The sequence below is a fragment of the Sessilibacter sp. MAH3 genome, assembly GCF_054658275.1.
This window is the reverse complement of the sequence record NZ_BAAGIE010000016.1, coordinates 55,806-79,596: the sequence shown is the minus strand read 5'-3', so window position 1 is coordinate 79,596 and position 23,791 is coordinate 55,806. Positions and strand designations below refer to the sequence as shown.

Genomic DNA, 23,791 nt, shown 5'->3' with positions numbered 1-23,791 from the left:
CATAACAACAATTGCGCTTCAATTCTCGATATAGACTTGAGAAACGACGCCCCACAAGTACTGCAATCTTACTAATCGATAAGCCTTGCAACTTTAATGTTCAAAACGTTACTCTTTCTTCATAGGTAAGCTGGTTATACATACTGGATCATCTTCTTGGTAGGAGAGGAAAAGTACGTATTCCGGCTTACTTTTTTAAGGTAAAAAGTGTCGCGGTTAGTATATGAATTCGCGCCACAAAAAAACGTGGCCTCCACCGGTAGCGCTAACTCGTGCCGTAAAGTAAAGCGTTATAACTTAGGCGAGTAATGAAGATATTCAAAGCTATTTTAAAGGTTATCGGAGGTCTCTTCCTTTTCTTGTTGTTAGCTATTGTCGGGCTTGTGATGTATGCATCAATAGACAAGCAAGATACTTTCTATCTTAAAAATGCCCAGTTTAGCAACTTTGACTACCTGACTGATTTAGATAAAAAAATAGAAAGCAAAGAGGACTTGCCTATTTTAAGAGAAGAAATGAATGTCTATGTTCATAGGCTTTCAAAAGGTACTGGCTCTATATTCGCTTATAGGTGGTACACAAATGGCGACACCATGACTATAGATGATGAGGGATTCAAGAAAATAACTATCTGGATATCAGTGCTTCCTAAGTCTTTCCCTGCTAACTATGAATTTAATTCTGAGCAAATTATTAAAGCTGTTTATACGTCTGGTGGTTCAGCTTGGCCAAGCGCGGCCTGTTCCGGATATATCAAGTCTGGGGCAATGTCATTGGATAAATCAGGTTCTACTTATACGGTCAGTATAAAAGGGACCGTTTATCCATCTGGCTCTAGTTCGTATGGAGACTACTGCAAAGAACAAGAAATAGAATATGAATTTTCAGCATCAGAGATTGAATTTTCTGAGTTAACCCCTTGGCTTGGGCTCAAAGGCGATCACCCTTATGCAGAAACATACAGGTAAAACAGTTATAACAAGCACCGGCATAAGAAAATCAAAGGCTAGCGTCTTTGTTTTCTTGTGAGTTGGTCGTTAGGTAATAGAGTAACTTCATGAATCCTGAATATATATACCACTATAGAAAAAGTAGGAAGCAGCAATCCAAAATCTTTAGAAACACGGGTGTTGCTTGCTGGGTTTATATTGCAGGTCTATATGTTTATGAAGCTTATGGTAGCAAAGAAGTTTCAGATGAATTTCGCTTGATCTACATTGGCGTATTTGCGGTTGCAAGCATAATTATTTTGGTAGGGATGTGAGTTTTAACCGGCCAGAAGCAATCAAAACCGCTGGGTTAATGCATGTACATTTAAACGATAGAAAGTCATGGGGCGTTCGATTACTGCAATTTGACCGTACCAGTGATACGCACATTGTATATTGTCAAGGCTATTTTAATCCGAGCTGCTATCTACTGATTACCCTTTTAAATGGAGCACATGCGAAATACCGAGACAATTTGTTAATGCTTAGTTTAGCTGATGTAGCTTCTGGCTTTAGAGATAAATATTAGCTTTGTTACTACCATGTTTAGTCATTAATGTTCAGTCATTTTCTAAATGCCGCTTTTGTAGTTTTCTCTGTAGTGTTCTTCTGTGCATGTTAAGTTGTCGGGCTGCGGCGGATATGTTGCCGTCGTTGTCGTCGAGTGCGGTTTGAATGGCTTCCCATTCGAGTTTTTTTAGGGTTAGTGGTTTTAGGTTTTCTTCTTTGGCTAAAAGTTCGTTGTCTAGATTTTCAAACGCGCTGATTATTTCAGAAATTGACGCAGGTTTTGTTAAAAAGTTAGCGGCGCCCAGTTTTATGGCTTTTACGGCTGTGCGAATGGTACCGTAGCCGGTTAAAAATACGGTGGGTATTTCTATAAGGTCGGGTATTTCGTTTAGTAATTCTAACGAGGTGTCGGTACCAATTTTTAAATCCAATAATGCGTAGTCGTATTCTTCTTTATTAAAGGCTTCTTTAAATGCTAGTAGAGTTTCTACGTGGGTTACCTCAAAACCTTTCTTGGTAAGGGAGCGGCTGGTAATTAACCCTAGTGCGGCATCGTCTTCTAAATAAATAATCTTTTGCGACATAATTAAATACTGTTGCTAATGATTGGAAAGCTTACGGTTACCCGAATGGTAACATCGGTTTTTGTTGTATCTTCTACGGGAATAATTTCTAAGCCTACGGTGCCACCTTGTTTTTCGATGGTGCTGTTGGCCAAAAATGATCCTATACCCAAGCCGGTTTCTTTATTTGAGGTTTTGGGTTTACCCCAACGCACCAATATTTGCTCGGCATTAAGTTCGCTTTGGTTTTCTATGGTGATGGTTAGTTGCTGTTGATGTGTGTTAAACGCTAATGTTGGGTGTTCGTTTGATGAATCAATGGCGTTATTAATAAGATTAATTAATGCGTAGTAGAAGAGTTCGTTTGAGAGAATTTTTTGCTTGCCGCAGGCGTTGTCGTAAATAACCGGTGCTTGCTCTATTTTTTGCAACGAATAATGCTCTTTAATGCTTTCTACAATATCACTCACAGAAACCGGTTTTAGATCTTCGGATTGCTGCGCAAGGTTGGATAGGTTTTTCATGGTTGAAAAGCAGCGTTCTAGCTGTGTTTTCATTAACAGTGCATCGTTTTTAATGTCTTCAGGTAGCGATTGCTGTTCTAAAATATCTTCGGCAATTAATTTTACGGTTGAAATGGGTGTCGCTAAGTTATGTACAGTAGATGCAGCAACGGTTGCCAGTGCGATTAATTGTTCATTTTTAAGATTTTCTTCACGTGCGGCCGAGAGCTGAAATTCTTGCTGTCTTATTAATCGCATTAAATTGGTGATAAAAAAGCAAGTAATGATGGTTCCGGCGAGATAGTTCAACCACATGGCTACAAGATGAACACGGTAATCGGTAGAGAAATGCGCAAAATGCTGTTGTGAATCGCTAATGAGTAAAGCCGTATACAACATTATGCCTAATGCACAAATCATCCACGCTTGTTTAAAAGTGAGTATAACCGCGGCAATTGCCGTAATGACTAAATAATAATAAATAAATGGGTTAGACGTGCCGCCGGTGGTGTAGGCGATGGCTAATACCCAGCTAATATCGATGATCAGTTCGCGCACTAGGCTGTTGGCTTGCTGTAACCTTGCCGTTTTAAACGCAATTAAAGACCAAGCCATCATCATTGCTAATACAACAAACGGCCAGTTGCCGCGCACTTCTAATAAATCTGTGTTCTTTTGGGCAATCAGTAAGCCGGCAGAAATTACGATTAGTGCCATTCTCAACATTAGAATGTTCTTAATAATTCCGTCCGGCCGATCAAACAAAGAGCGTTTTAATTGGTGTAAGACCATTGTTCCCCAAGCTTGCCAGCTGATTATTCAAAATAGGTGTTGATTATACCTTGGGATGGTCCTTTAACGCAGCTATGCGGCATTTTGTCACTACAGGTTAAGTACTGGCTTTTTGTAATATTTATTCACTGCAAATGGGTTTGATATAACGTTTTGTGGCGTTTTGTAAAACAGAATTTCGCAAAGTGTTAATAATTTTCGTGTTGCGTGCGTGGCAACAGGGACGTCTTTTTAGGTGTAATTTTTATGGTCAACAGTCAATCCGTTTTGTACCGCAATGTATGGCGCTGGCATTTTTATATTGGGCTGTTGTGTTTTCCGGTCATTATTTTTATGTCTATTTCGGGTGGTTTATATCTTTTTAAACCACAAATAGAGGCTTTTCGAGAATCTTCTTACAACAATATTAGTGTTGATGCCAGCCGTGCAACACCAAACCAAATTATAGCCACTGCACAAAGCGCCTTGCCCAATGCTCGCTTTCATTTATATCGCTTGCCTAAAAACGACAGCGATGCAGTACGCATTAGCGTGCTCTCGGAAGGTGTTCGCTATTTTGTTTACGTTAATCCGTACAATTTATCTGTAATCGACGTAGTACGTTTTGATCAATTATTTACCGAATTATTAAAAGACTTACACGAATCTATTTTTATGGGCAGTTACGGCTCTTATTTTGTAGAGCTATGCGCGAGCTGGGCCATTGTATTGTTGGTAACTGGTGTCATTTTGTGGTGGCCACGAAACAGTTCTGGATTTGCAGGAGTTTTATATCCGCGATTGCAGTTGCGAGGCCGCAAACTCTGGAAAGATTTGCACGTGGTGATTGGAATTTGGATCAGTATTTTTGCCTTATTTTTGTTGGTAACAGGATTACCTTGGACGCAAGGGTGGGGTAGTGCTTTTGAAAAATCCAGAAAATGGTTTGAGCCAGAACTGCAACAAGATTGGAGCACCAGTGCCGATTTAGAAAAACTCCGTTGGAGCTCCCAAGCGGTGCGTAATGCTCAGTTATCGGAATCGGTTTACAACACGGCGGTTGAACTTCAATTGGCTTATCCGGTAACGCTTTCGGTGAGTGATACTCAAAACAACGTATGGAAGGCCAGTTCTCTCAGCCAAAATCGCCCTAAGCGCGCCGATGCATGGATCGATGGCGCAAGCGGCGAACTTATTATTCTGCAACCGTTTTCTGAGCGTAAAATTGTTGACCGGATTGTCGGTTGGGGAATTGCCGCCCACGAAGGCCAGTTATTTGGCTGGTTTAACCAACTGCTGGGGGTGTTTACTACGGTTGGTCTGATTTTTATGAGTGTGAGTGGTTTTGTGCTGTGGTGGAAACGCAAACCCAATCACCAGTTGGGTGCGCCAAAAGCCATGGGTACACGTATCACCGGTGTTATGTTGGCTGTTTTGATGATTTGTGCAGCCTTGTTACCGGCGGTGCTGGTCACTGTGGTGATGCTTGTTGTGACTGATCTTTTGCTAAAACCTATCAAGCCTGTGCGTCGGCGGTTAGGTTTGTCGTGATGACTGGTTTACAATCTACAAAAGTGAACAATTATTGATCTGCTTGGAGTGATGTGTTGTGCTCGGTTGAACCTGTTTTGGAATGGCGTTAACATTGGCCGATTAATTGTCTATGAGCCGCTAATGCCAAATCGCCGAGTCATCATTGCCTTTATCTGCTTGCTTGCGTATCTCACGCAAAGCACGGCGGTGTTTGCGATGAATTGCGCTATGGGCGAATCTCACCCTACAGCGCTTGATACTCGCTCGGTAGATTCCTTGTCGAATTCTTCGGCTTTGCAGAGTTTGCAGGTAGGCTCATCTAATCCATCTACCGATACTCATCATTGCCACGATTCTGATCAGTCGATGGATTTAAAATCGGTAAATACCAAAACCGAAGCCAATACTGCATCTGGCTCCATGAGTTGCTGTGACAGTGGTAGTTGTGATTTAGAACATTGTTCTTATCATGTGGTTGTGCCGGTAGAGTCTTTTAATTTTTCCGTAATTATTTCAGCGAAATCCCACTTCGCTGCCTATCTTCAGTCTGTTACTCGTACTGTCTCCGTTTTTTTTCGCCCTCCCAAATTTTAATGTCCTAGCCCTAGTGGGTATTTTGCCTACTGATTTCTTGAATTTACGCGTTTAAATTCTTTGCGTTACGGCCAATGCTGTTTGTTCGTTTTTGAAATGAGCACTGTTTTGGCGAGACATTATTGTTGTTAAAAGGATTGGTGTTGTGAAAAACAATTCCTCATTGAGTTGCATTATTCGAAGCCTAACGGCCTGTGTGTTTGTCTTTAGTTCGGTATCTATTGGTGCGCAGCAGTCGTTTGAGAATTTACCACCGGTATTAAACGAGCTGATAGAGTCTGCGATTACTAATGATCCATACTTGGCTCAAACGCGTCACTTAAAGACTGCTGCCGAGGCGGAATCTATTGCCGACCGGCAGCTTAAAGATCCAAAAATTAATTTGGCTTACGCTAATCTTCCCATCGACACGTTTGATGTTAACCAAGAGCCCATGACGCAATTTCAAATTGGTATCAGTCAGGAGTTTCCGGGTGGTAAAAAACGATCGCTAAAATCAGAACAAAAAAACATTGCCGGTAATCGTTTTCCTGCATTGGCCGCGAATCGTAGGGCAGATATTGCGCGTTCGATCACTCAGTTGTGGTCGAGATTAGTTGCTAAAAAATTAGCCTTATTATTAATTAAAGACGATCAAATACTGCTAGAACAACTTAGCAACAGTTTGCAATCGAGTTATGCCAGTGGTTTAAGCAGCATTAGCCAGCAAGACTTGTTGCTTGCGCAATTAGAAATTACTCGCTTGAACGAAAAATATTTACAAATAACCAGCGAGTTAAACAGCACCCAAGCCTTGCTACTTGAGTTCGCCAGTCATGAGCAGGTGCAAGATGTGCTTGAGTCTGTAAATAATTATGTAGTGGGTGGTAACAAGGTTGTTTTATCGACCTTACCTGATTTTTTGGTCATGGCGAATAATTTAACTTTACTATCGAGTTCTGATTTTATTCAAATGCAGAAGCGACATCCGGCCGCAGTTGCTGTTGATCAACGATATAAAGAGCAACAATTGCAGGTGCAATTAGAAAAACAAGACTATTTACCCGATTGGACCTTACGTGCTCAGTATGGTTATCGTGAAAATAATCCAGTAGGTGACAGCCGTGCCGACTTTTTAACGTTAGGCGTTACTTTCGATTTACCGGTTTTTACACGTAATCGTCAAAGCCAATCGGTAAAAGCAGCGCAAGAAAAAGCCAGCGCTGCGCAGTTAGAACTCGATCAGTTATTGCTCGGATTTTCGGCAAAAACACAATCGTCCATTGCGCAATATAAAATCGTTAACGAACGTATAGAGATCTATCAGTCTCAATTTCTCGGCCAAAATCAAGAGTTAGTAGAGTCTTATCTTGCTGCTTACTCGGCGGGCAATGGCAGTTTTTCTGAGTTTTTGCGAGCCAAAGGTAATGAGTTAAATACGCAAATTGATTATTTATCGCTTTGGTCAACTCGCACTTCGCTAAGCGCAGACATTCATTATCTTTTAACCGAATACACCCTTTAATGGCTTGTATTGAGGCCAATTCAGGTATTTAAAAATGAACAATTTATTTTCAATTAAATCGTTACTGTTAGTTAGTGTGGGGGCGGTAGTTGGTATTGTCGGCTACAGTCTTTTAGCTACTCACACCATGACTGCCGCAGGCGGTTCGGCAGATGCAGCAGATGATGAGCCTTTGTATTGGGTTGCACCCATGGACCCGAATTTTAGACGCGACGGGCCCGGAAAATCACCCATGGGTATGGATTTAATCCCGGTTTACGCCAATGAACAACAAAGCCAAGACGTAGGCACCGTACAAATTAATTCGCAAATTGTGAACAGTATTGGTGTGCGAACTTCGCGTGCAGTAGTCAGAAATTTACCGACAGAAATTCAAACCGTGGGTTATGTAACCTACGACGAAGATCAATTGGTGCACATGCATCCGCGCGTTGAAGGTTGGATTGAAAAACTGTACATCAAGGCCGCGGGTGACCCGGTTGAAAAGGGCGAGCCGGTTTATTCGCTGTATTCACCGCAACTTGTTACTGCGCAAGAAGAGTTATTGCTTGCATTGAACCGCAATAATACACCGCTAATTAAAGCAGCCGAAGAACGCTTAAAAGCCTTACAGGTGCCGGAAGGCTTTATTGCAAAAATAAAAAAGCAACGCAAAATTGAAAACAACGTAATTTTTTCTGCTCCGCAATCAGGCATTATCGATAACCTAAACATACGCGAAGGTTTTTACATTAAACCAGGTTTAACTTTATTGAGTATTGTTAATTTAGATTCTGTCTGGGTAGAGGCTGAAGTATTTGAACGTCAAGCGCGTTTAATTGAAGTTGGTGAGCCGGTGATTATGACCCTAGGATTTGACACCACCAAAGAGTGGGCCGGAGAGGTTGATTATATTTATCCTGTGCTTGATGAAAAAATGCGAACACTGCGTGTGCGTTTAAAATTTAAAAACCCAGAGTATCTATTAAAACCTAATATGTTTGCCGACGTAAAAATATTGGGTAATTCAAAATATAAAGCGCTTACTGTTGAGAAAAGTGCCGTTATTCGTACCGGTGATCAAGCGCGAGTCGTACTTGCTAAAGGCAATGGTGAGTTTAAATCTGTAGAGGTTAATATTGGTCGCGTTGAAGGCGAATACACTGAAATTCTCTCGGGCATTTATGAGGGTGAAAAAGTTGTCACCGCAGCACAGTTTTTATTGGATTCTGAGTCTAGTAAAACGTCGGATTTTAAACGCTTAGACAGCGATGTTGCACGTAAGCCTTCGATTGCGGAAACGCGTGGTGAAATATTAGAAATTGACGCAGAAAATAATCAGCTAACGATTCACCGTGAAGCCATCGAAAAATGGAATCGTCCAGCAGCAACCGTAGATTTTATTTTAGAAGCGCCTTATCAAATTCAAGATTTTTCTAAAGGGGATTCTTTAACGTTTAAATTTTTGGTGAGCAGTGGCGAGTTTATTATTTTGGATATTCTGGATCATAAACCCTCGGACTTGCTTCAGGGTATGAATGCTCACGAAAACATGACAATGGAATCCAAGGCTTTGATGAGTTCAGACACCATGGATTCAAAGAGTATGAATTTAGAAGCCATGTCTGCCGATAAGGCAAAATCAATGGAAGATTCAACCATGGAAATGCCAGACTCTAATAATTCATCCAACGAACACAACCACACCGAGCATAATCACGCTGAGAATAATGGTGGCCAATTATGATTGAAAAAGTTATTTATTGGTCGATTCAAAATCGTGTTTTAGTTTTGTTAGCAACGGTTATTTTAAGCGTTGGCGGTTTGTACTCGGTGAAAAATACACCCGTAGACGCCATACCGGATCTGTCGGATGTACAAGTCATTATAAAAACCAGTTATCCGGGCCAGGCGCCGCAAGTTGTGCAAGATCAGGTTACTTATCCATTAACCACAGCCATGTTATCGGTTCCGGGCGCGCAAACGGTTCGAGGATTTTCGTTTTTTGGTGATTCTTACGTTTATATTATTTTTGAAGATAAAACCGATCTCTATTGGGCACGTTCACGCGTTTTAGAATATTTAAACCAAGTTGCGCCACAATTACCGGCAAATGCATCGCCACAATTAGGGCCGGATGCCACCGGTGTGGGCTGGGTGTATTTATACGCGTTAATTGATAAGACTGGTCAGCATGACATTAATCAGCTTAGAAGCTTGCAAGATTGGTTTTTAAAATTTGAACTGCAATCGGTACCCGGTGTTGCTGAGGTCGCAACCGTTGGCGGTATGGTAAAACAATATCAAGTTGAGGTTGATCCCGAGCGATTGCGCGCCTTTGATATTCCGCTCACGCATATTCAAAATGCCATTCGACAAGCAAACCAAGAGGTCGGTGCTTCTGTAATTGAGTTGGCGGAGGCCGAATATGTGGTTCGCGCTTCGGGTTATTTAAAGTCAGAACAAGACCTTAGCAATATTCCGCTGGGAGTAAGCGGCCAAGGCACGCCACTGTTGCTTAAAGACGTTGCGACGATTTCTGTTGGCCCACAAATGCGTCGCGGTATTTCCGAGTTTAACGGTTTGGGTGAATCGGTAGGTGGAATTGTGGTGATGCGTTTTGGTGAAAATGCACAACAAACCATCGATGCCGTTAAAGAAAAAATTGAGGCACTAAAAAGCAGTTTACCGGCTGGGGTAGAGTTGGTGCCTGTGTATGATCGATCAGAATTAATCACTTCGGCCATCGATAATTTGTGGCAAAAACTCGCCGAAGAATTAATCATGGTGGCGGTTGTATGCATTGTGTTTTTAATGCATTTAAGGTCATCGCTGGTCGCTATGATTAGTTTGCCAATTGGTATTCTTACCGCATTTATTGTTATGCACTGGCAAGGTCTTAACGCCAATATCATGTCTTTAGGTGGTATCGCCATTGCAATTGGTGCCATGATTGATGGTGCCATTGTAATGATTGAAAACCTTCATAAACATTTAGAAGACTATTCTAAAAATAATATTCAGCTCACGAATCAAGAGCGCTGGAATTTGGTCGCTAAATCTTCCGTTGAAGTTGGTCCAGGACTCTTTTTTAGTTTGTTGATTATTACCGTGAGTTTTTTACCGGTATTTACGCTAGAGGCGCAAGAAGGAAAAATGTTTGCGCCACTTGCGTATACCAAAACCTTTGCCATGGCAGCCTCTGCTGTGTTGGCAGTGACGCTTGTGCCGGTGCTTATGGGTTATTTTGTGCGCGGTAGAATTCGTACCGAGCAAGAAAACCCTATTAATCGTTTTTTGATGAATAGTTATCGCCCCTTGTTAAAAAGGGTACTTAAATTCCCTAAGCTAACCTTAGCGGTATTTATTGGTGTTTTGGTTTCGGGAGTTTGGCCGTTATTTAATATTGGCAGTGAGTTTATGCCAGAATTAAACGAAGGCGATTTAATGTACATGCCGACAACTTATCCGGGTGTGTCCATTGGTAAAGCGCGTGAAATTCTTCAACAAACCGATAAATTAATAAAAACAGTACCTGAAGTAAAAACCGTTTTCGGTAAAATTGGTCGGGCTGAAACCGCCACAGATCCTGCGCCCTTAACCATGATTGAAACCTTTATTCAGTTTAAGGACAAAAGTGAATGGCGTGATGGTTTGACATTTTCGGATTTAAAATCTGAATTGGAATCTATCGTCCAGGTTCCCGGCTTAACCAACGCTTGGGTAATGCCGATTAAAACCCGCATAGATATGCTGGCAACTGGTATTAAAACTCCCGTGGGTTTAAAAATTGCCGGTCCCAATTTAAAAACTATTCAAGGCATTGGCGAACAGGTAGAAAACCTGCTGGGAGATTTTCCAGGCACAGCATCGGTTTACTCCGAGCGCGTTGCTGGAGGTCGATATTTAGAAATCGATTTAAAACGCGAGCAGGCCGTTCGCTTTGGTTTAAATATTGACGATATTCAACAGGTCATTTCTACGGCTGTGGGCGGTGTTAACATCACACAAACCGTTGAAGGGTTAGAGCGGTATCCGGTGAATATTCGTTATCCGCAAGCGTATCGTGACTCACCAGAAAAACTCGAATTGTTGCCTATTGTTACCGAAAGTGGTCAACGTATTGCACTTGCCGATGTTGCTGACATAAAAATTGTCGAAGGGCCACCTAACATTAAAAGCGAAAATGCTCGTGTAAATGGTTGGGTATTTATCGATGTAGCGGGTGTAGATTTAGGTACCTACGTTACCACGGCAAAAGATTATTTGAATGAAAATCTAGATTTGCCGGTGGGTTATTCTGTTACGTGGTCTGGTCAGTTTGAATACCTAGAGCGTGCCAAAGAAAAACTCACTTACGTAATACCCTTAACCATCGCCATTATTATTGTGTTGCTGTATCTAAACTTTAAATCCTTTACGCAAGTTACCATGTTGCTACTGACATTACCGGTGGCGTTAGTTGGTAGTTTATGGCTGATGTACATATTGAATTTTAACTTCTCAATTGCCGCAGGGGTTGGATTAATAGCGTTAGCCGGTGTTGCTGCCGAAACGGGCGTTATTATGCTAGTGTATTTAAATCAAGCATTTAAAGATCACGTGATACAGAATAATAATCAACAAAAAATCGGTGAAGCTGACGATAATGTAATCCTAAAAGAATATTCAAAAAATGACATTGCCGAAATTATTGTCGAAGGTGCCTCTAAACGCGTTCGACCTGTGATCATGACTGCCGGTGCAACCGTAATAGGTTTAGTCCCTATTTTGTACGGAACCGGTACCGGTTCAGAGGTAATGAGTCGACTCGCTGCGCCTATGGTGGGGGGAATGTTGACAACAATTTTATTAACACTATTTGTATTGCCCGTGGTTTACTTGTTAGTTACTAAAAGTGTTAGCGCAACGCCGGTAATGAGCGAAGAAAACCAGAGCTCTTAATTAAGAAAATAATATTTCTTCTGGCTAAGGGAACTCTAATTTGCTGTTCTTTGATTTAATCGAAGAACAGTAATTGAGTTTGGCGACGTATTCCTCTGTGATAGGAGGCTTTAGAATAATCAGAGTTTTCTCTTTTAGCATTAACGCGAAAGCTATTTTAAATTGCATCTTAATGCTACAAAAGTAATTGCTTTTTTTGCTGCGAAGCTTTTGGATTAATTATGAATATATCTATAAGAAAGTATAAATCAACAGATGCTACTCAGTTTTATGAGGCGGTCATGGAATCTGTAGATCATGTATCTCGTTGGTTGCCTTGGTGTACAGAAAACTATTCCTTTTCTGACGCTCAAGATTGGTGTAACTCGGCGCTGACAGCATGGGAAAACGATACTGACTACAGGTTTATTATTGAAGATAACGACACTAGAGCAATACTAGGTTCGGTTGGATTTAATCAAATAGTCAAACAACATAAAATAGCGAATTTAGGATATTGGATTCGTAAATCAGCAGCCGGTAAAGGTGTGTGCACAACAGCTTGTCGTTTAGCGATTGATTACGCGTTTTCAAAATTGGATATTTATCGAATAGAAATTCACGTGCATCCTGAAAATACCGCTAGTAATACGGTAGCTTCAAAACTTGGTGTGTACGAAGGTACTTTTCGTAATAAGCTGGTATTACATGGCAAATCGGTAGCGGCAAAATGTTATTCTGTAATACCCGGAGACATTTAATAGAAATATAAGCGTGTCAAATAGCCGTTAATGATTGGTATATGAATGGATTTAACGAAAATAAAACTCTTCTTGATGGGTTCCCTACCGAATTCTTAGTGCGCTGCCCAAAAACCGACAAACAAGCTCGAATAGCCATAGTGCTCCTAATAAAGAGGGTTTTGCTTGCTCCAACTACGGTAATTTGCAAGATTGGCAAAATACACAACCAAGTATTCAATTATGGGCCCATAACAAAGGCCATTTGGAAGGGGTAGAAAATTACGTAAGTGTAAAGCTTTGTGAACACAAGCAAGACGATTTAAATGGCTGGCGTAACAACAGTTTGGCCTAAATGGATTAAAGCAGCAAAACTCCGAATGGAAATTTTAAATACGATTCAGAAATTGCAAGAAAACATTGGATAAAATAATTACTAACGGATTCTCATTGGGGGTTCGTTTTTCAATACTAAAAATACAATCAATGTACTGAAGTAATGACTTTGATGTATTTATTGTTCGAAGATATTAAATGGGAATTTTTTGAAAACTTGTTGAAGTGATTGAACAGCTTAATTTGCACAGCTGAAAATTCTTCTAATTACTTCTGTCTTTTTTCGCAGGCATAAAAAAAGCTTCAATAATTGAGGCTTTTTTTAGAATTAAGTGGCGGACCGGACGGGGCTCGAACCCGCGACCTCCGGCGTGACAGGCCGGCATTCTAACCAACTGAACTACCGGTCCGCATACTGAACTCATTTACCAGGTAGTTCTTTGGTAAATGGTGGGTGGTACAGGGGTCGAACCTGTGACCTACGGCTTGTAAGGCCGTCGCTCTCCCGACTGAGCTAACCACCCCTCGTCAGGAGCCGCGTATATTACTGATAAAAAAATCCGAGTCAACAAAAAATTCTAGAAAAATCATTTAAATATAATGTCTGTTGGTATTTTCTTCGCCTTGTTCAAGTTGTCGTCAGCTTTTACTGATATCATCGGTCTCGGTGGAGTTTGATGTCATCCTTGTTATAATTCGAAAAATTAACATCATGGCAAATGCATGAGGAAAATCTTTTTCAAGCATTTATAGGGCGATATCTGTAATTGATATTCAATTTATACCTTAATGCCATTTTCTGATTTTTTATTAAAGACGGTAGTTTTAATTTTTTTACGATGGTGTTGGTTATAGGTTTGATGGTAAAACGGTGTCACTTCTATAATAGGGGCTTATCGAGAAGTTAGAGCTACTAGGCACATGGTGAGACTGATATTACCGATTACGGTTAGCTGTTGTTCATAATATAGATTGGAAGCAGTTCGATAGTGTTAGTTACGGTGTTTAGGTGGTTGAATTTTGTTAACAAAAGGAGTCCAAGGTGAACCCTACAGTATCGGTGACTTGGTATTTTAATATGGAATTTGTTCGTAGCTATTTAGCTCGTATTTTGGGTGCGGCGTTACTGGTCTTGGCTGTGTTGTTCGCCAACTCGGTATACGCGGTGGTTGAAATTTACGAGTTTGATTCTGTTGAGCAAGAAAAGCTCTATCAAAGTTTGGCCAGCGAATTGCGCTGTCCTAAATGTCAGAACCAAAATCTTATTGGTTCGGATTCTCAGATCGCTAAGGATTTGCGTGCAGAGGTTTATCGCTTATTAAAAGAGGGTAAAACCGGCCCTGAAATTAAAGAATACATGGTTGCGCGTTATGGTGAGTACGTATTGTACAAGCCTAAGTTACAAGGTAAGACTTACATTCTTTGGTTTGGCCCGGCTGTTTTGTTGTTAATTGGTGTGAGTGTTTTGGCGATGATTGTCAAACGCCGCAAAACCACAGAGGTCGTCGAGACAAACACCGAAATCTCTGATCAAGAACAAGCCCGTTTGCAAGCGATGCTTAATAACCCAGAATTCAATGGAAAAGACTAATGTTAAATTTTTGGTTAGCCGTCGCGGTATTGGCTGTGCTTGCTGCTGTTTTTGTTGCTTGGCCGTTATTACGCAGCCGAGGTAGAAATCTAGCGAACGAATACAATCGAGAAGGTGAGAACGTCGTTCTTTATAAGTCTCATTTGGCCGAGCTTGAGCAAAGTTTTAAAAATGGCGAAATAGAAGAAGCGGTGTTTAAGCAGCTAAAAGCTGAGCTTGATCGTTCTTTGCTAGAAGATAATTACACAACCAGTGAAATTGTTTCTAAACGCGGTTTGAGTAAACCGGTCTTGATCATTTCTCTGGTGCTGGTGCCTGCGCTGGCACTGAGTTTTTATTTGTCCCGTGGCGAATTCGACAACGTTGAGCTTTCGCAGCTGATGAAAGCCCAAGAAAACGAACTTATTGAGGCGTTTCGTGCAAATCGAGATGCCAATCCTAAGGTTACTCAGGATGTTGTTGAGAAGTTAAAAGACTTGCTCGAAAAAGATCCTGATAATCTTAAAAACCGCTATATGCTTGCGCGTAATTACGCCGAGTTAGGTGATTTTCGATCGGCCATTTCTGCGTATCAAGCTATATTGATTAAGCGACCAAAAGATTCTCGCATCATGGCGGAGTTTGCTCAAACCGTGTTTTTTGCCTCTGGCAATCGAATGATTCCCGAGATTGAAAGTTTGGTGAATCGCGCTCTTGCGATAGATCCCGATAACACATTGGCACTGAGTATGTCGGGCATTGCAGCAATGCAAAATAGTCGTTTCCAAGAGGCTATTGATCAATGGACACGTGCGATAAATCTATTAGGCAATGATCCCGATGTTGCAACCTTGCAAGCCGGTATCAATCGCGCTCGCGAGTTGTTGGTTGAGTCCGGACAAGAAGTTGCCGAAACCACGCCTGCAACTACTGAGGCTGCGACTACTGATGCTGAGCCGTTGAAAGTCGTCTTGAATGTAGCTCTGTCAGAAGGGGTGCCATCTGAGCCTGAGCAAACCGTTTTTGTGTACGCGCGTGCTTGGAATGGTCCTAAAGTACCCTTAGCCATTCAACGTATTAAGGTTTCTGATTTACCAACCCAAATCACTCTAGACGAATCCATGTCTATGGTGCCAAACATGAATTTGCGATCGGTTGATCAGCTAGAGTTGGTTGCCAGAGTCAGTCCTGACGGTAGCCCAATCGCAAAAGCTGGTGATTGGCAGGGGGCAATTGGTCCGGTAACTCAAGATCAATTGAGCCAAGGTTTTGATTTGCTAATTCAGAATCCAGTTAACTGATTTACCCAAGTTTATATCGTAAAAGCTCAGTGGTGATTCTGTTGCCGCTGAGCTTTTTGATTTTTGGGTATGCTCAAATGTTAGGGCAGTGGTTGTTTTGTTTAGAGCTGTAATAAGCTCTTGTTGGCTACCATCTGATCGTATAATACTTTTGTGCTAGTTTGATCGATCATAAAAAATGTCAGAATTTTGTCTCATAAATTCGAAATTGACTAAAATGAAAGTAAATGAGTAAAAAGTCATAAAATCGTCACCTAAACCTTCGACAGACGCTTTTTATACGGGTATAAAAGCCCACCCAAAAACGCAGTCAAATGATTGAATTGAAATGATTTTTTAGAACGATCAATCACTTTATTAAGCGCGTCTTATGCGTTGTGCTGTCGTTTGTGAACGAATATGTAGAATTTGTCTGAATACTCAGGCCGATTACCAGACTATTAAAGAGTGAAATAACCTAATTATGCGGCTCAAGTGCATTAAGCTTGCTGGTTTTAAATCCTTTGTTGATCCAACCACCGTTTATTTTCCGAGTAATTTGTGTGCGGTTGTGGGGCCAAACGGTTGTGGTAAATCAAATATCATCGATGCCGTTCGTTGGGTAATGGGTGAGTCTTCGGCGAAAAACCTTCGTGGCGAGTCGATGACGGATGTTATTTTTAACGGATCGGGCAATCGCAAACCTATTGGTCAAGCCAGTATCGAATTGGTTTTTGATAACAGCGACGGCACCATCATTGGTGAGTTCGCCAGTTATAACGAAATTTCTGTGCGCCGAAAGGTTACCCGTGATGGTCAAAACAACTACTACCTTAACGGTAATCGCTGTCGCCGCCGTGACATCACCGATTTATTCTTAGGTACCGGTCTTGGGCCGCGCAGCTATGCAATCATCGAACAGGGCATGATCTCAAAGCTTATTGAGGCAAAACCAGAAGATCTGCGTGTTTTTATTGAAGAAGCTGCCGGTATTTCTAAGTACAAAGAGCGCCGTCGCGATACCGAAAATCGTATGCGACGCACCATGGAAAACCTTGAGCGTTTGACAGACTTACGCGAAGAACTAGAGCGACAGCTGTCGCGCTTGGAGCGTCAAGCTCAGGCTGCCGAAAAATACACCGAGTACAAAAAGCTGGAGCGTCAATCTAAGGCTTGGTTACAAGCGCTGCGCTATAAAGAGCTAGATCAGCAAGCTCAGTTGAAATCCGGAGAAATTACCGAGCTTGAACTCAAAGTGGAAAGCTTTGTAACCGATCAAGTCAGTACCGATACCCAAATTGAGCGCTACCGTCAAAACCATACCGAAGTGGGCGAGACCTTTAACGAAGTGCAAGGTCGTTTCTACTCGTTGGGCAACGATATCGCGCGAATCGAACAAAGTATTCACCATACCGAAGAGCGTTCTCGTCAGCTGAAAGCTGATTTGCAGCAGGCCGAGCAGGAATTCAACGAAACTAAAGAGCATCTAGAAAGTGATCGTGAGCGATCTGAACTGTTGCAAGTTGAGTTGATGGAGGTTGAGCCAGAAATGGAACTGCTTGCTGAAACCGAAGAGGTTTCAAGCGAAACATTGGCCGAATCAGAAGAGCAAATGCGCGCCTGGCAAACACGTTGGGATGAATTCAACCAAACGTCTGCGGCGCCCCGTCAACAGGCCGAGGTGCAACAGTCTCGCATTCAGCATCTAGAACAAGTTCAAACCCGATTGAATCAACGTATCGAACGACTGCGCGAAGAAAAATCCGGTTTGTCTGCGGTTGAAGGTGAAGAGAACTTAGAAATTCTGCGCGAAAAAATCGCCGAAATGGAATTAATCGGCGAGGAGTATGCCGAGCAATCTGAGCAGTTTAGCGATCAATTGCAATCTAAGCGGGCCGACGTAGAAAGCTTACGCAATAAGCTCGATGATGTACGCGCGCTTATTCAAACCCAAAAAGGACGCTTGGCTTCGTTGGAAGCACTTCAGCAGGCTGCATTAAGTCAATCTAGTGCTGCGGTTGATGAGTGGCTTGAAACTCACAATTTAAGATCAGCGCCAAAGCTTGCCGAAAAAATCCAAGTAACCGATGGCTGGAATTTGGCAGTAGAAACCGTTTTAGGGGCCAATTTACAAGCCGTCGCTACCGACGCTTTTGATGAATTTGCCAGCAGTCTTGAGGCCTTCAACGATGGCAACTTATTTTTGGTTGACGGAAAAGCATCGGCTCAACATAACGCTAGTGCCGATCTCGATTTGTTGAAATATGTTTCTGGTTCAGACGCCTTGCCATCTTTACTTGCTGGTGTACAGGTGGCCGAAACTCTTACCGATGCACTGACACGACGAGCCGGATTGAGCCACGGTCAATCGATTATTACCCGTGATGGTATTTGGATTGGCTCAAATTGGGTTCGTGTTAAGCGTGAACATGACGCTGGTGCTGGCGTTTTAGCGCGTCAGCAAGAGCTTGAGTTGCTTTCTGAAAATCTTCATGAGAATCAAGAGGTTGCCGAAGATATCTCAAGTCAGCTTGAGGATGCTTTGGGCGCAGTTAAGGATCTTGAGCGTAAGCGTGAAGACGTCCGCCGTGAAGCCGATACTCATAACCGTCAACGCAGTGAGCTTGCAGCGCAGCTTAGCGCTCAACAAGTCCAAATCGAACAGATTTTGGTGCGCCGTCAACGTGTTGATCAAGAAATCAATGAAGCGCTAACCCAACAACATCAAGAGAGCAAAAATCTATCCGAAGCGAGAGCCATTTTAGAAGACGCTATTGAGGCGATGGAAAACGATTCCAGTCAGCGTGAATCCTTAATGGCTGAACGCGATCGAATTCGCCAAGCATTGGAAGACGCACGAGTTAAGGCGCGAGAAAATAAAGATAAGTCGCACCAGTTAGCGATGCAGTATCAATCTTTAAAAACACAGCTGGACTCGATTCGGTCTTCTTTGAGTCGAACCGAGCAATTGCACTTACGAGCCAAAGAACGCCGCGAGTCGCTGCTTGAAAATATCGAAAATACGCAAGATCCGGCAGAAGAGCAGAAGTCTGAGTTGGAAGCTCTGTTGCAAAAACGTATGTCGGTTGAAGCCGAATTAACCGCAGCAAGAACCGCGGTGCAAGAGGTTGAACATCAACTGCGTGAGTTAGAACAGTCTCGCGGTAAGGTCGAGCAAACTCTCGCTCAAGTTCGCGGGGTACTTGAAAAGGCGCGTTTGTCTGCTCGTGAGTTAGAGACCAAGCGTGAATCTGCACTGGAACAGTTAAAAGCCGAGAATTATGAGTTAGAACAAACCCTCGCCGAGCTCGCCGATGACATTACCGAAGATTCTTTGGTTAGCGAAATCGAAGGTTTAGAGTCGAAAATTTCACGCCTAGGTGCTATCAATCTGGCGGCGATTGATGAATATAAAACCGAGTCAGAACGTAAAAATTATTTAGATCGCCAAGATGCCGATTTGCGTGACGCACTAGAAATGCTGGAAAATGCAATCCGCAAAATTGACAGGGAAACTCGAACTCGATTTAAAGAAACCTTCGATCAAGTTAACTCTGGACTGCAAGAGCTATTTCCAAAAGTTTTTGGCGGCGGCCATGCTTATCTGGAGCTCACCGGTGATGATTTGTTGGATACCGGTATCGCCATTATGGCGCGCCCTCCGGGCAAACGAAACAGCACCATTCATTTGCTCTCCGGTGGTGAAAAAGCACTTACAGCAATTGCATTGGTCTTTTCGATTTTCCGTTTGAATCCGGCGCCGTTTTGTATGCTCGATGAGGTTGATGCGCCGCTTGACGACGCTAACGTGGGTCGTTACGCACGCATGGTTGAAGAAATGAGTTCACAGGTTCAATTTATTTACATCACCCATAATAAAGGGGCGATGGAAATGGCGCAGAACCTTCTCGGCGTTACCATGCACGAACCCGGCGTTTCGCGACTGGTTTCGGTGGATGTCGAAGAAGCAGCAGAATTGGCGGCGAGCTAAACACGGTTTATCGAGCTTGCATAAGAATACACATTACTCACACCAGGTGTTTTGGTGTTTGTCAGAGGCAGTTTAATTTATGGAATTCGCCGCACGTGAGTGGCTTACCGTAATCATTGGTTTGGCTATTTTAGCCGTAATTTTGGACGGAGTTCGCCGAATGCGACACGCCAAACGCGGCTCAATTAAAGTATCTGCAAATGTTCAGGTTGGCGGTAATAAAGCCGATTTGGAACGCTATGGCAGCGAACTCCCAAGTGGTGGCGCACGAGTTGTCGCCCAACGCGATGAGGTTTCTGCCGAGCAACTGAATCGTGTCGTAAAAGAATCCTACAGTGCCAGTAAAACCACCAAGGGATATCGTATTCCCGAACAGGTTACATTAAATCTGGATGAGTCTGTGCCTATGCTAATGGACTCGGTTGTTGAACCGGATCAGGCGCAAAAACAGAAAGAGCCTACGTTGGGTAACATCGATGATCTAGAGGTTCCGGAGAACGAACCACAACTGCGAGCAGAACCTGAAGAATCTTTGCGATCGAACACGTCATTTACGGTTAGTGGTTCAAACCCGCTTGATGAACCTCAAGCTCAAGCGGACGTCGAGCATTCAGCCGATGCCGAGCCCGAGCTAGATGAAATCGAACATCATTACGAAGAGCCCGAAGAAGTCTTGGTCATTAATATTATGGCGCCAAGCGGCGAGTATTTTTCTGGCGGTGCGATTCTGGATGCTTGTATCGAAGAAGGGATGCGCTTTGGTGAAATGAATATTTTCCATCGCCACCGCGATATTGAGGGCAGGCAACCAATTATTTTTAGCATGGCTAACATCGTTATGCCAGGTACGTTTAACATCCAAGAAATGGATCGATTTTATACGCCGGGCGTGAGTTTCTTTCTGGCGTTACCCTGTTCCGGCAAAAGTATGGATGCCTTCGATTTGCTCTATAACACCGCGAAGAACCTTGCAAATTATTGGGGTGGTGAGTTAAAAGACGAAAATCGCAGTGTCTTAACCCAGCAAACGGTCGAGCATTATCGCCAGCGTATACGTGATTACGAACGCAAGCGGCTAACACACCCACACTGAGCCATAACGTTAAGTGATATTGAGCCTGCAAGTAAATCATTAAACCTTGCGGGCTTTTTTACATTTGCAGTCTTAATTTCGAATATCTAAGTATTAAAACCAATGTCTAATTCTTTAACCGAACTCCAGCAAAAAATTTCGGCGCTACGTGATGAGTTAGATCAGCACAATTACGCCTACTACGTACTTGATGATCCCAAGGTTCCAGACGCCGAGTACGATCGACTGTTTCAAGAGCTCAAAGCCATAGAGGCCGATCATCCCGAACTGATTACTCCCGATTCGCCCACACAAAGAGTCGGTGCGATTCCTTTATCGGCATTTGAGACCGTGCAACATCAGGTGCCCATGTTGTCTTTGGATAACGCGTTTTCAGACGAAGACTTAAGAGACTTTGATAAGCGCGTAAAAGATCGTTTGAAATCGAACGTCGATATCGAATACGCCTGTGAACCCAAACTGGATGGTTTGGCCATCAGCCTGATTTATCGAAATGGTGTGCTAGAGCGTGGTGCAACTCGTGGCGATGGTCAAAACGGTGAGGACATTACTCAGAACGTTCGCACTATTGGAACCGTTCCCTTAAAGCTGCGCGGTAACGGTTATCCAGAGGTTCTAGAGGTTCGCGGCGAAATCTATATGCCTAAAGATGGCTTTGAAAAACTCAACCAACAAGCACGGCTGGACGGTAGCAAGGTGTTTGTGAATCCACGTAATGCCGCTGCCGGTAGTTTACGTATGCTTGATAGCCGTATTACCGCGAAACGTCCTCTGGAGCTGTGCGCTTACAGCGTAGGTTTAGTGGAGGGTGGCGATATGGCGACCACGCATACCGAGGTTTTGCAGCAGCTCAATGGTTGGGGTTTCAAAATCAATAAGCACATGGCTACGGCGAAATCGATTGAAGAATGTCTGAGCTATCACCAAAAACTGGGTGAGCTGCGTGACGGCCTTGCGTACGATATCGACGGTATTGTTTTTAAAGTGAACGATCTAGAGCTACAGCGGGAGTTGGGGTTTGTCTCACGTGCGCCACGCTGGGCGATTGCTTATAAGTTTCCCGCCCAAGAGCAGGTTACCAAGCTGGTTGATGTTGAATTTCAAGTAGGGCGCACAGGTGCTGTGACACCGGTCGCGCGTTTAGAACCGGTTTTTGTCGGTGGTGTTACTGTTTCAAATGCAACCTTGCATAATCGTGATGAAATCGAACGCTTAGGTGTTCGTGTTGGCGACAGTGTTGTTATTCGTCGCGCTGGTGATGTAATTCCACAGGTGGTCTCGGTGGTCCTAGAACGCCGCCCAGAAGATGCCCGCGAAATTGTCTTTCCAGACGATTGTCCTGTGTGCGGCTCACCGGTAGAAACCGTTGCCGGAGAGGCGGTAGCGCGTTGCACCGGTGGCTTAACCTGCCAGGCTCAGCGCAAAGAGGCTATTAAACACTATGCATCGCGTAAAGCTATGGATATTGAAGGCCTGGGCGACAAGTTGGTTGAGCAACTCGTAGATGAGCAACTGATTGATTCGGTGGTGGATTTGTACTCATTGGATCTGGAAGCCGTTTCTAACCTTGAGCGAATGGGGCAAAAATCTGCTCAGAATCTGTTGGATGGTATCGAAAACAGTAAGCAAACTACGTTACCCCGGTTTATCTACGCACTGGGTATTCGAGAGGTGGGTGAGGCTACCGCTAGAACTCTAGCGCAATCACTGGGTAGCTTAGAGGCTATTGCTGCAGCGGATACGGAACAATTGCAAACCATCAACGATGTTGGTCCTGTGGTAGCGCACTTTATTCACGAATGGTTTTGTCGAGCCGAGCACCAACAACTCGTCGAGGCATTAAAAGAAGCCGGTGTTAGTTGGGAAAACCTAGCCGTTAAAGAGGTGGCAGAGTTGCCCCTTGCCGGTCAAACCTATGTGGTCACCGGAACACTTGAGCGTTTTAGTCGCGATGAAGCCAAGGCCTTTTTGCAAGAACTCGGTGCTAAGGTAGCGGGCAGTGTTTCTAAAAAGACCCAATGCGTTGTTACCGGTCCCGGTGCTGGATCAAAATTAACCAAGGCACAGGAGCTAGGTGTTGAGGTTATTGATGAACAGGCCTTTGTCGATCTTTTGCGTGGTTTTGGTATAAACGTTTAAAATCTCTTACGCTTTTGGTGTAATAACATTATTGAGTTCAAGGGCTCATTTAGGCGATGTAAATTATTAAATGGACTAAATCAATCTGAGAGCTGCGGGTGTATCGAAAATTAAGCAACCTATTTATCACGATTAGAGTTTTTGCGGTGGTTACCTTGTGCATTGCACTTGCTGCGTGTACTTCATCACCGCCTAAACATACCGAAAACATCTGCGATATTTTTGATGAGAAGCGCGGTTGGTATGACGATGCCAAAAAGGCTGAAAAGCGCTGGGGTTCGTCCATACCAACAATGATGGCAATTATGTATCAGGAGTCTGGCTTTGTTGCCAAGGCTCGGCCAAAGCGGAAGAAGTTCTTGTGGATTTTTCCCGGTGCTAGGCCCAGTGATGCCTATGGCTACGCCCAAGTAAAAGACGATACTTGGAAATGGTACAAAAAATCATCGGGTCGGTCGGGTGCAGACCGACACGATTTTGATGATGCCATCGATTTTGTCGGTTGGTACAACAAACAAAGCCAAAAACTCAGTAATATTAATCTCTCTAATACTTACGGTTTGTATTTGGCGTATCACGAAGGGCATGGCGGTTTTAACCGCAAAACCTATGCGAGTAAAGATTGGCTAAAAGCAACGGCTCGTAAAGTTGCTGATCGTGCTAGTCGATATACGACGCAGTTGCAACGTTGTGAAAAACGGTTAAGTAGTAAGGGTTGGTGGATTTTTTAACCTTTGATTATGTAACGTTTTGGGTGAGTTTTAAGCAAATCT

Annotated in this window: 17 protein-coding genes and 2 tRNA genes; 15 read left to right on the top strand and 4 right to left on the bottom strand. The window is 43.1% G+C overall.

Annotated elements, in window-relative coordinates; all coding sequences use genetic code 11:
* The first annotated feature begins 308 nt into the window (after window positions 1-308).
* The 3 genes from ACYQ2C_RS11430 (at window position 309) to ACYQ2C_RS11420 (ending at window position 1,518) form a co-directional block, all read left to right on the top strand.
* Window positions 309-968 carry a hypothetical protein gene (locus ACYQ2C_RS11430; protein WP_460102611.1) on the top strand — a complete coding sequence of 220 codons (660 nt, stop codon included), beginning with the start codon at window positions 309-311 and terminating at the stop codon, window positions 966-968.
* 89 nt (window positions 969-1,057) lie between these two features.
* The gene (locus ACYQ2C_RS11425) at window positions 1,058-1,264 is read left to right on the top strand and encodes a hypothetical protein (protein ID WP_460102614.1); all 207 of its coding nucleotides are present in this window, start codon (window positions 1,058-1,060) and stop codon (window positions 1,262-1,264) included.
* Window positions 1,261-1,518, top strand: coding sequence for a type II toxin-antitoxin system YafO family toxin (locus tag ACYQ2C_RS11420; protein ID WP_460102617.1), 258 nt, complete (start codon window positions 1,261-1,263; stop codon window positions 1,516-1,518). The genes ACYQ2C_RS11425 and ACYQ2C_RS11420 overlap by 4 nt, the downstream gene beginning before the upstream one ends.
* 31 nt (window positions 1,519-1,549) lie before the next feature.
* Here ACYQ2C_RS11420 and ACYQ2C_RS11415 read toward each other — a convergent pair whose 3' ends face one another.
* Both ACYQ2C_RS11415 and ACYQ2C_RS11410 read right to left on the bottom strand, forming a co-directional pair.
* Window positions 1,550-2,083 (bottom strand): response regulator transcription factor, encoded by a 534-nt coding sequence (locus ACYQ2C_RS11415; protein ID WP_460102619.1) that lies wholly within the window; start codon window positions 2,081-2,083, stop codon window positions 1,550-1,552.
* A gap of 2 nt (window positions 2,084-2,085) precedes the next feature.
* A complete protein-coding gene (locus ACYQ2C_RS11410; RefSeq protein ID WP_460102621.1) occupies window positions 2,086-3,291 on the bottom strand; it encodes an ActS/PrrB/RegB family redox-sensitive histidine kinase in 1,206 nt (401 codons plus the stop codon).
* 312 nt (window positions 3,292-3,603) lie between these two features.
* On the opposite strand from ACYQ2C_RS11410, the gene ACYQ2C_RS11405 reads away from it, so the two are divergent.
* The 6 genes from ACYQ2C_RS11405 to ACYQ2C_RS11380 all read left to right on the top strand — a co-directional run bounded on the left by ACYQ2C_RS11405 (window position 3,604) and on the right by ACYQ2C_RS11380 (window position 12,630).
* Window positions 3,604-4,887, top strand: coding sequence for a PepSY-associated TM helix domain-containing protein (locus ACYQ2C_RS11405; protein ID WP_460102624.1), 1,284 nt, complete (start codon window positions 3,604-3,606; stop codon window positions 4,885-4,887).
* A 123-nt stretch (window positions 4,888-5,010) separates the two neighbouring features.
* A complete protein-coding gene (locus ACYQ2C_RS11400) occupies window positions 5,011-5,463 on the top strand; it encodes a hypothetical protein (RefSeq protein WP_460102626.1) in 453 nt (150 codons plus the stop codon).
* 145 nt (window positions 5,464-5,608) lie between these two features.
* Entirely contained in the window at window positions 5,609-6,967 is a 1,359-nt protein-coding gene (locus ACYQ2C_RS11395; protein WP_460102628.1) for a TolC family protein, read from the top strand.
* A gap of 34 nt (window positions 6,968-7,001) precedes the next feature.
* Window positions 7,002-8,693: an efflux RND transporter periplasmic adaptor subunit gene (locus tag ACYQ2C_RS11390; protein ID WP_460102630.1), complete on the top strand. Its 1,692-nt coding sequence runs from the start codon at window positions 7,002-7,004 to the stop codon at window positions 8,691-8,693.
* Window positions 8,690-11,890, top strand: a complete 3,201-nt coding sequence (locus ACYQ2C_RS11385) for an efflux RND transporter permease subunit (protein ID WP_460102632.1) — start codon at window positions 8,690-8,692, stop codon at window positions 11,888-11,890. Before ACYQ2C_RS11390 ends, ACYQ2C_RS11385 begins: the two co-directional genes overlap by 4 nt.
* A 221-nt stretch (window positions 11,891-12,111) precedes the next feature.
* Window positions 12,112-12,630 (top strand): GNAT family N-acetyltransferase, encoded by a 519-nt coding sequence (locus ACYQ2C_RS11380; RefSeq protein ID WP_460102634.1) that lies wholly within the window; start codon window positions 12,112-12,114, stop codon window positions 12,628-12,630.
* Between the two features lie 648 nt (window positions 12,631-13,278).
* Here the strand turns inward: ACYQ2C_RS11380 and ACYQ2C_RS11375 are convergent.
* Together ACYQ2C_RS11375 and ACYQ2C_RS11370 are read right to left on the bottom strand one after the other, a co-directional pair.
* Window positions 13,279-13,355: transfer RNA gene (locus tag ACYQ2C_RS11375), tRNA-Asp, on the bottom strand.
* 38 nt (window positions 13,356-13,393) lie between these two features.
* Window positions 13,394-13,469, bottom strand: a tRNA-Val gene (locus ACYQ2C_RS11370).
* Window positions 13,470-13,987: 518 nt separating this feature from the next.
* Between ACYQ2C_RS11370 and ACYQ2C_RS11365 the strand changes: the two genes are divergently transcribed.
* From ACYQ2C_RS11365 to ACYQ2C_RS11340, 6 genes are all read left to right on the top strand, one after another.
* Entirely contained in the window at window positions 13,988-14,536 is a 549-nt protein-coding gene (locus tag ACYQ2C_RS11365; RefSeq protein WP_460102636.1) for a cytochrome c-type biogenesis protein, read from the top strand.
* Window positions 14,536-15,816 carry a c-type cytochrome biogenesis protein CcmI gene (gene ccmI / locus ACYQ2C_RS11360; protein ID WP_460102638.1) on the top strand — a complete coding sequence of 427 codons (1,281 nt, stop codon included), beginning with the start codon at window positions 14,536-14,538 and terminating at the stop codon, window positions 15,814-15,816. Before ACYQ2C_RS11365 ends, ccmI begins: the two co-directional genes overlap by 1 nt.
* A gap of 463 nt (window positions 15,817-16,279) precedes the next feature.
* Window positions 16,280-19,786 carry a chromosome segregation protein SMC gene (smc, locus tag ACYQ2C_RS11355; protein ID WP_460102640.1) on the top strand — a complete coding sequence of 1,169 codons (3,507 nt, stop codon included), beginning with the start codon at window positions 16,280-16,282 and terminating at the stop codon, window positions 19,784-19,786.
* Between the two features lie 79 nt (window positions 19,787-19,865).
* The gene (gene zipA, locus ACYQ2C_RS11350; protein WP_460102643.1) at window positions 19,866-20,879 is read left to right on the top strand and encodes a cell division protein ZipA; all 1,014 of its coding nucleotides are present in this window, start codon (window positions 19,866-19,868) and stop codon (window positions 20,877-20,879) included.
* A 102-nt stretch (window positions 20,880-20,981) separates the two neighbouring features.
* Complete coding sequence (gene ligA, locus ACYQ2C_RS11345) at window positions 20,982-23,018, top strand: NAD-dependent DNA ligase LigA (protein WP_460102645.1); 2,037 nt, start codon at window positions 20,982-20,984, stop codon at window positions 23,016-23,018.
* Between the two features lie 98 nt (window positions 23,019-23,116).
* Complete coding sequence (locus ACYQ2C_RS11340; RefSeq protein ID WP_460102647.1) at window positions 23,117-23,749, top strand: transglycosylase SLT domain-containing protein; 633 nt, start codon at window positions 23,117-23,119, stop codon at window positions 23,747-23,749.
* Window positions 23,750-23,791 lie beyond the last annotated feature (42 nt).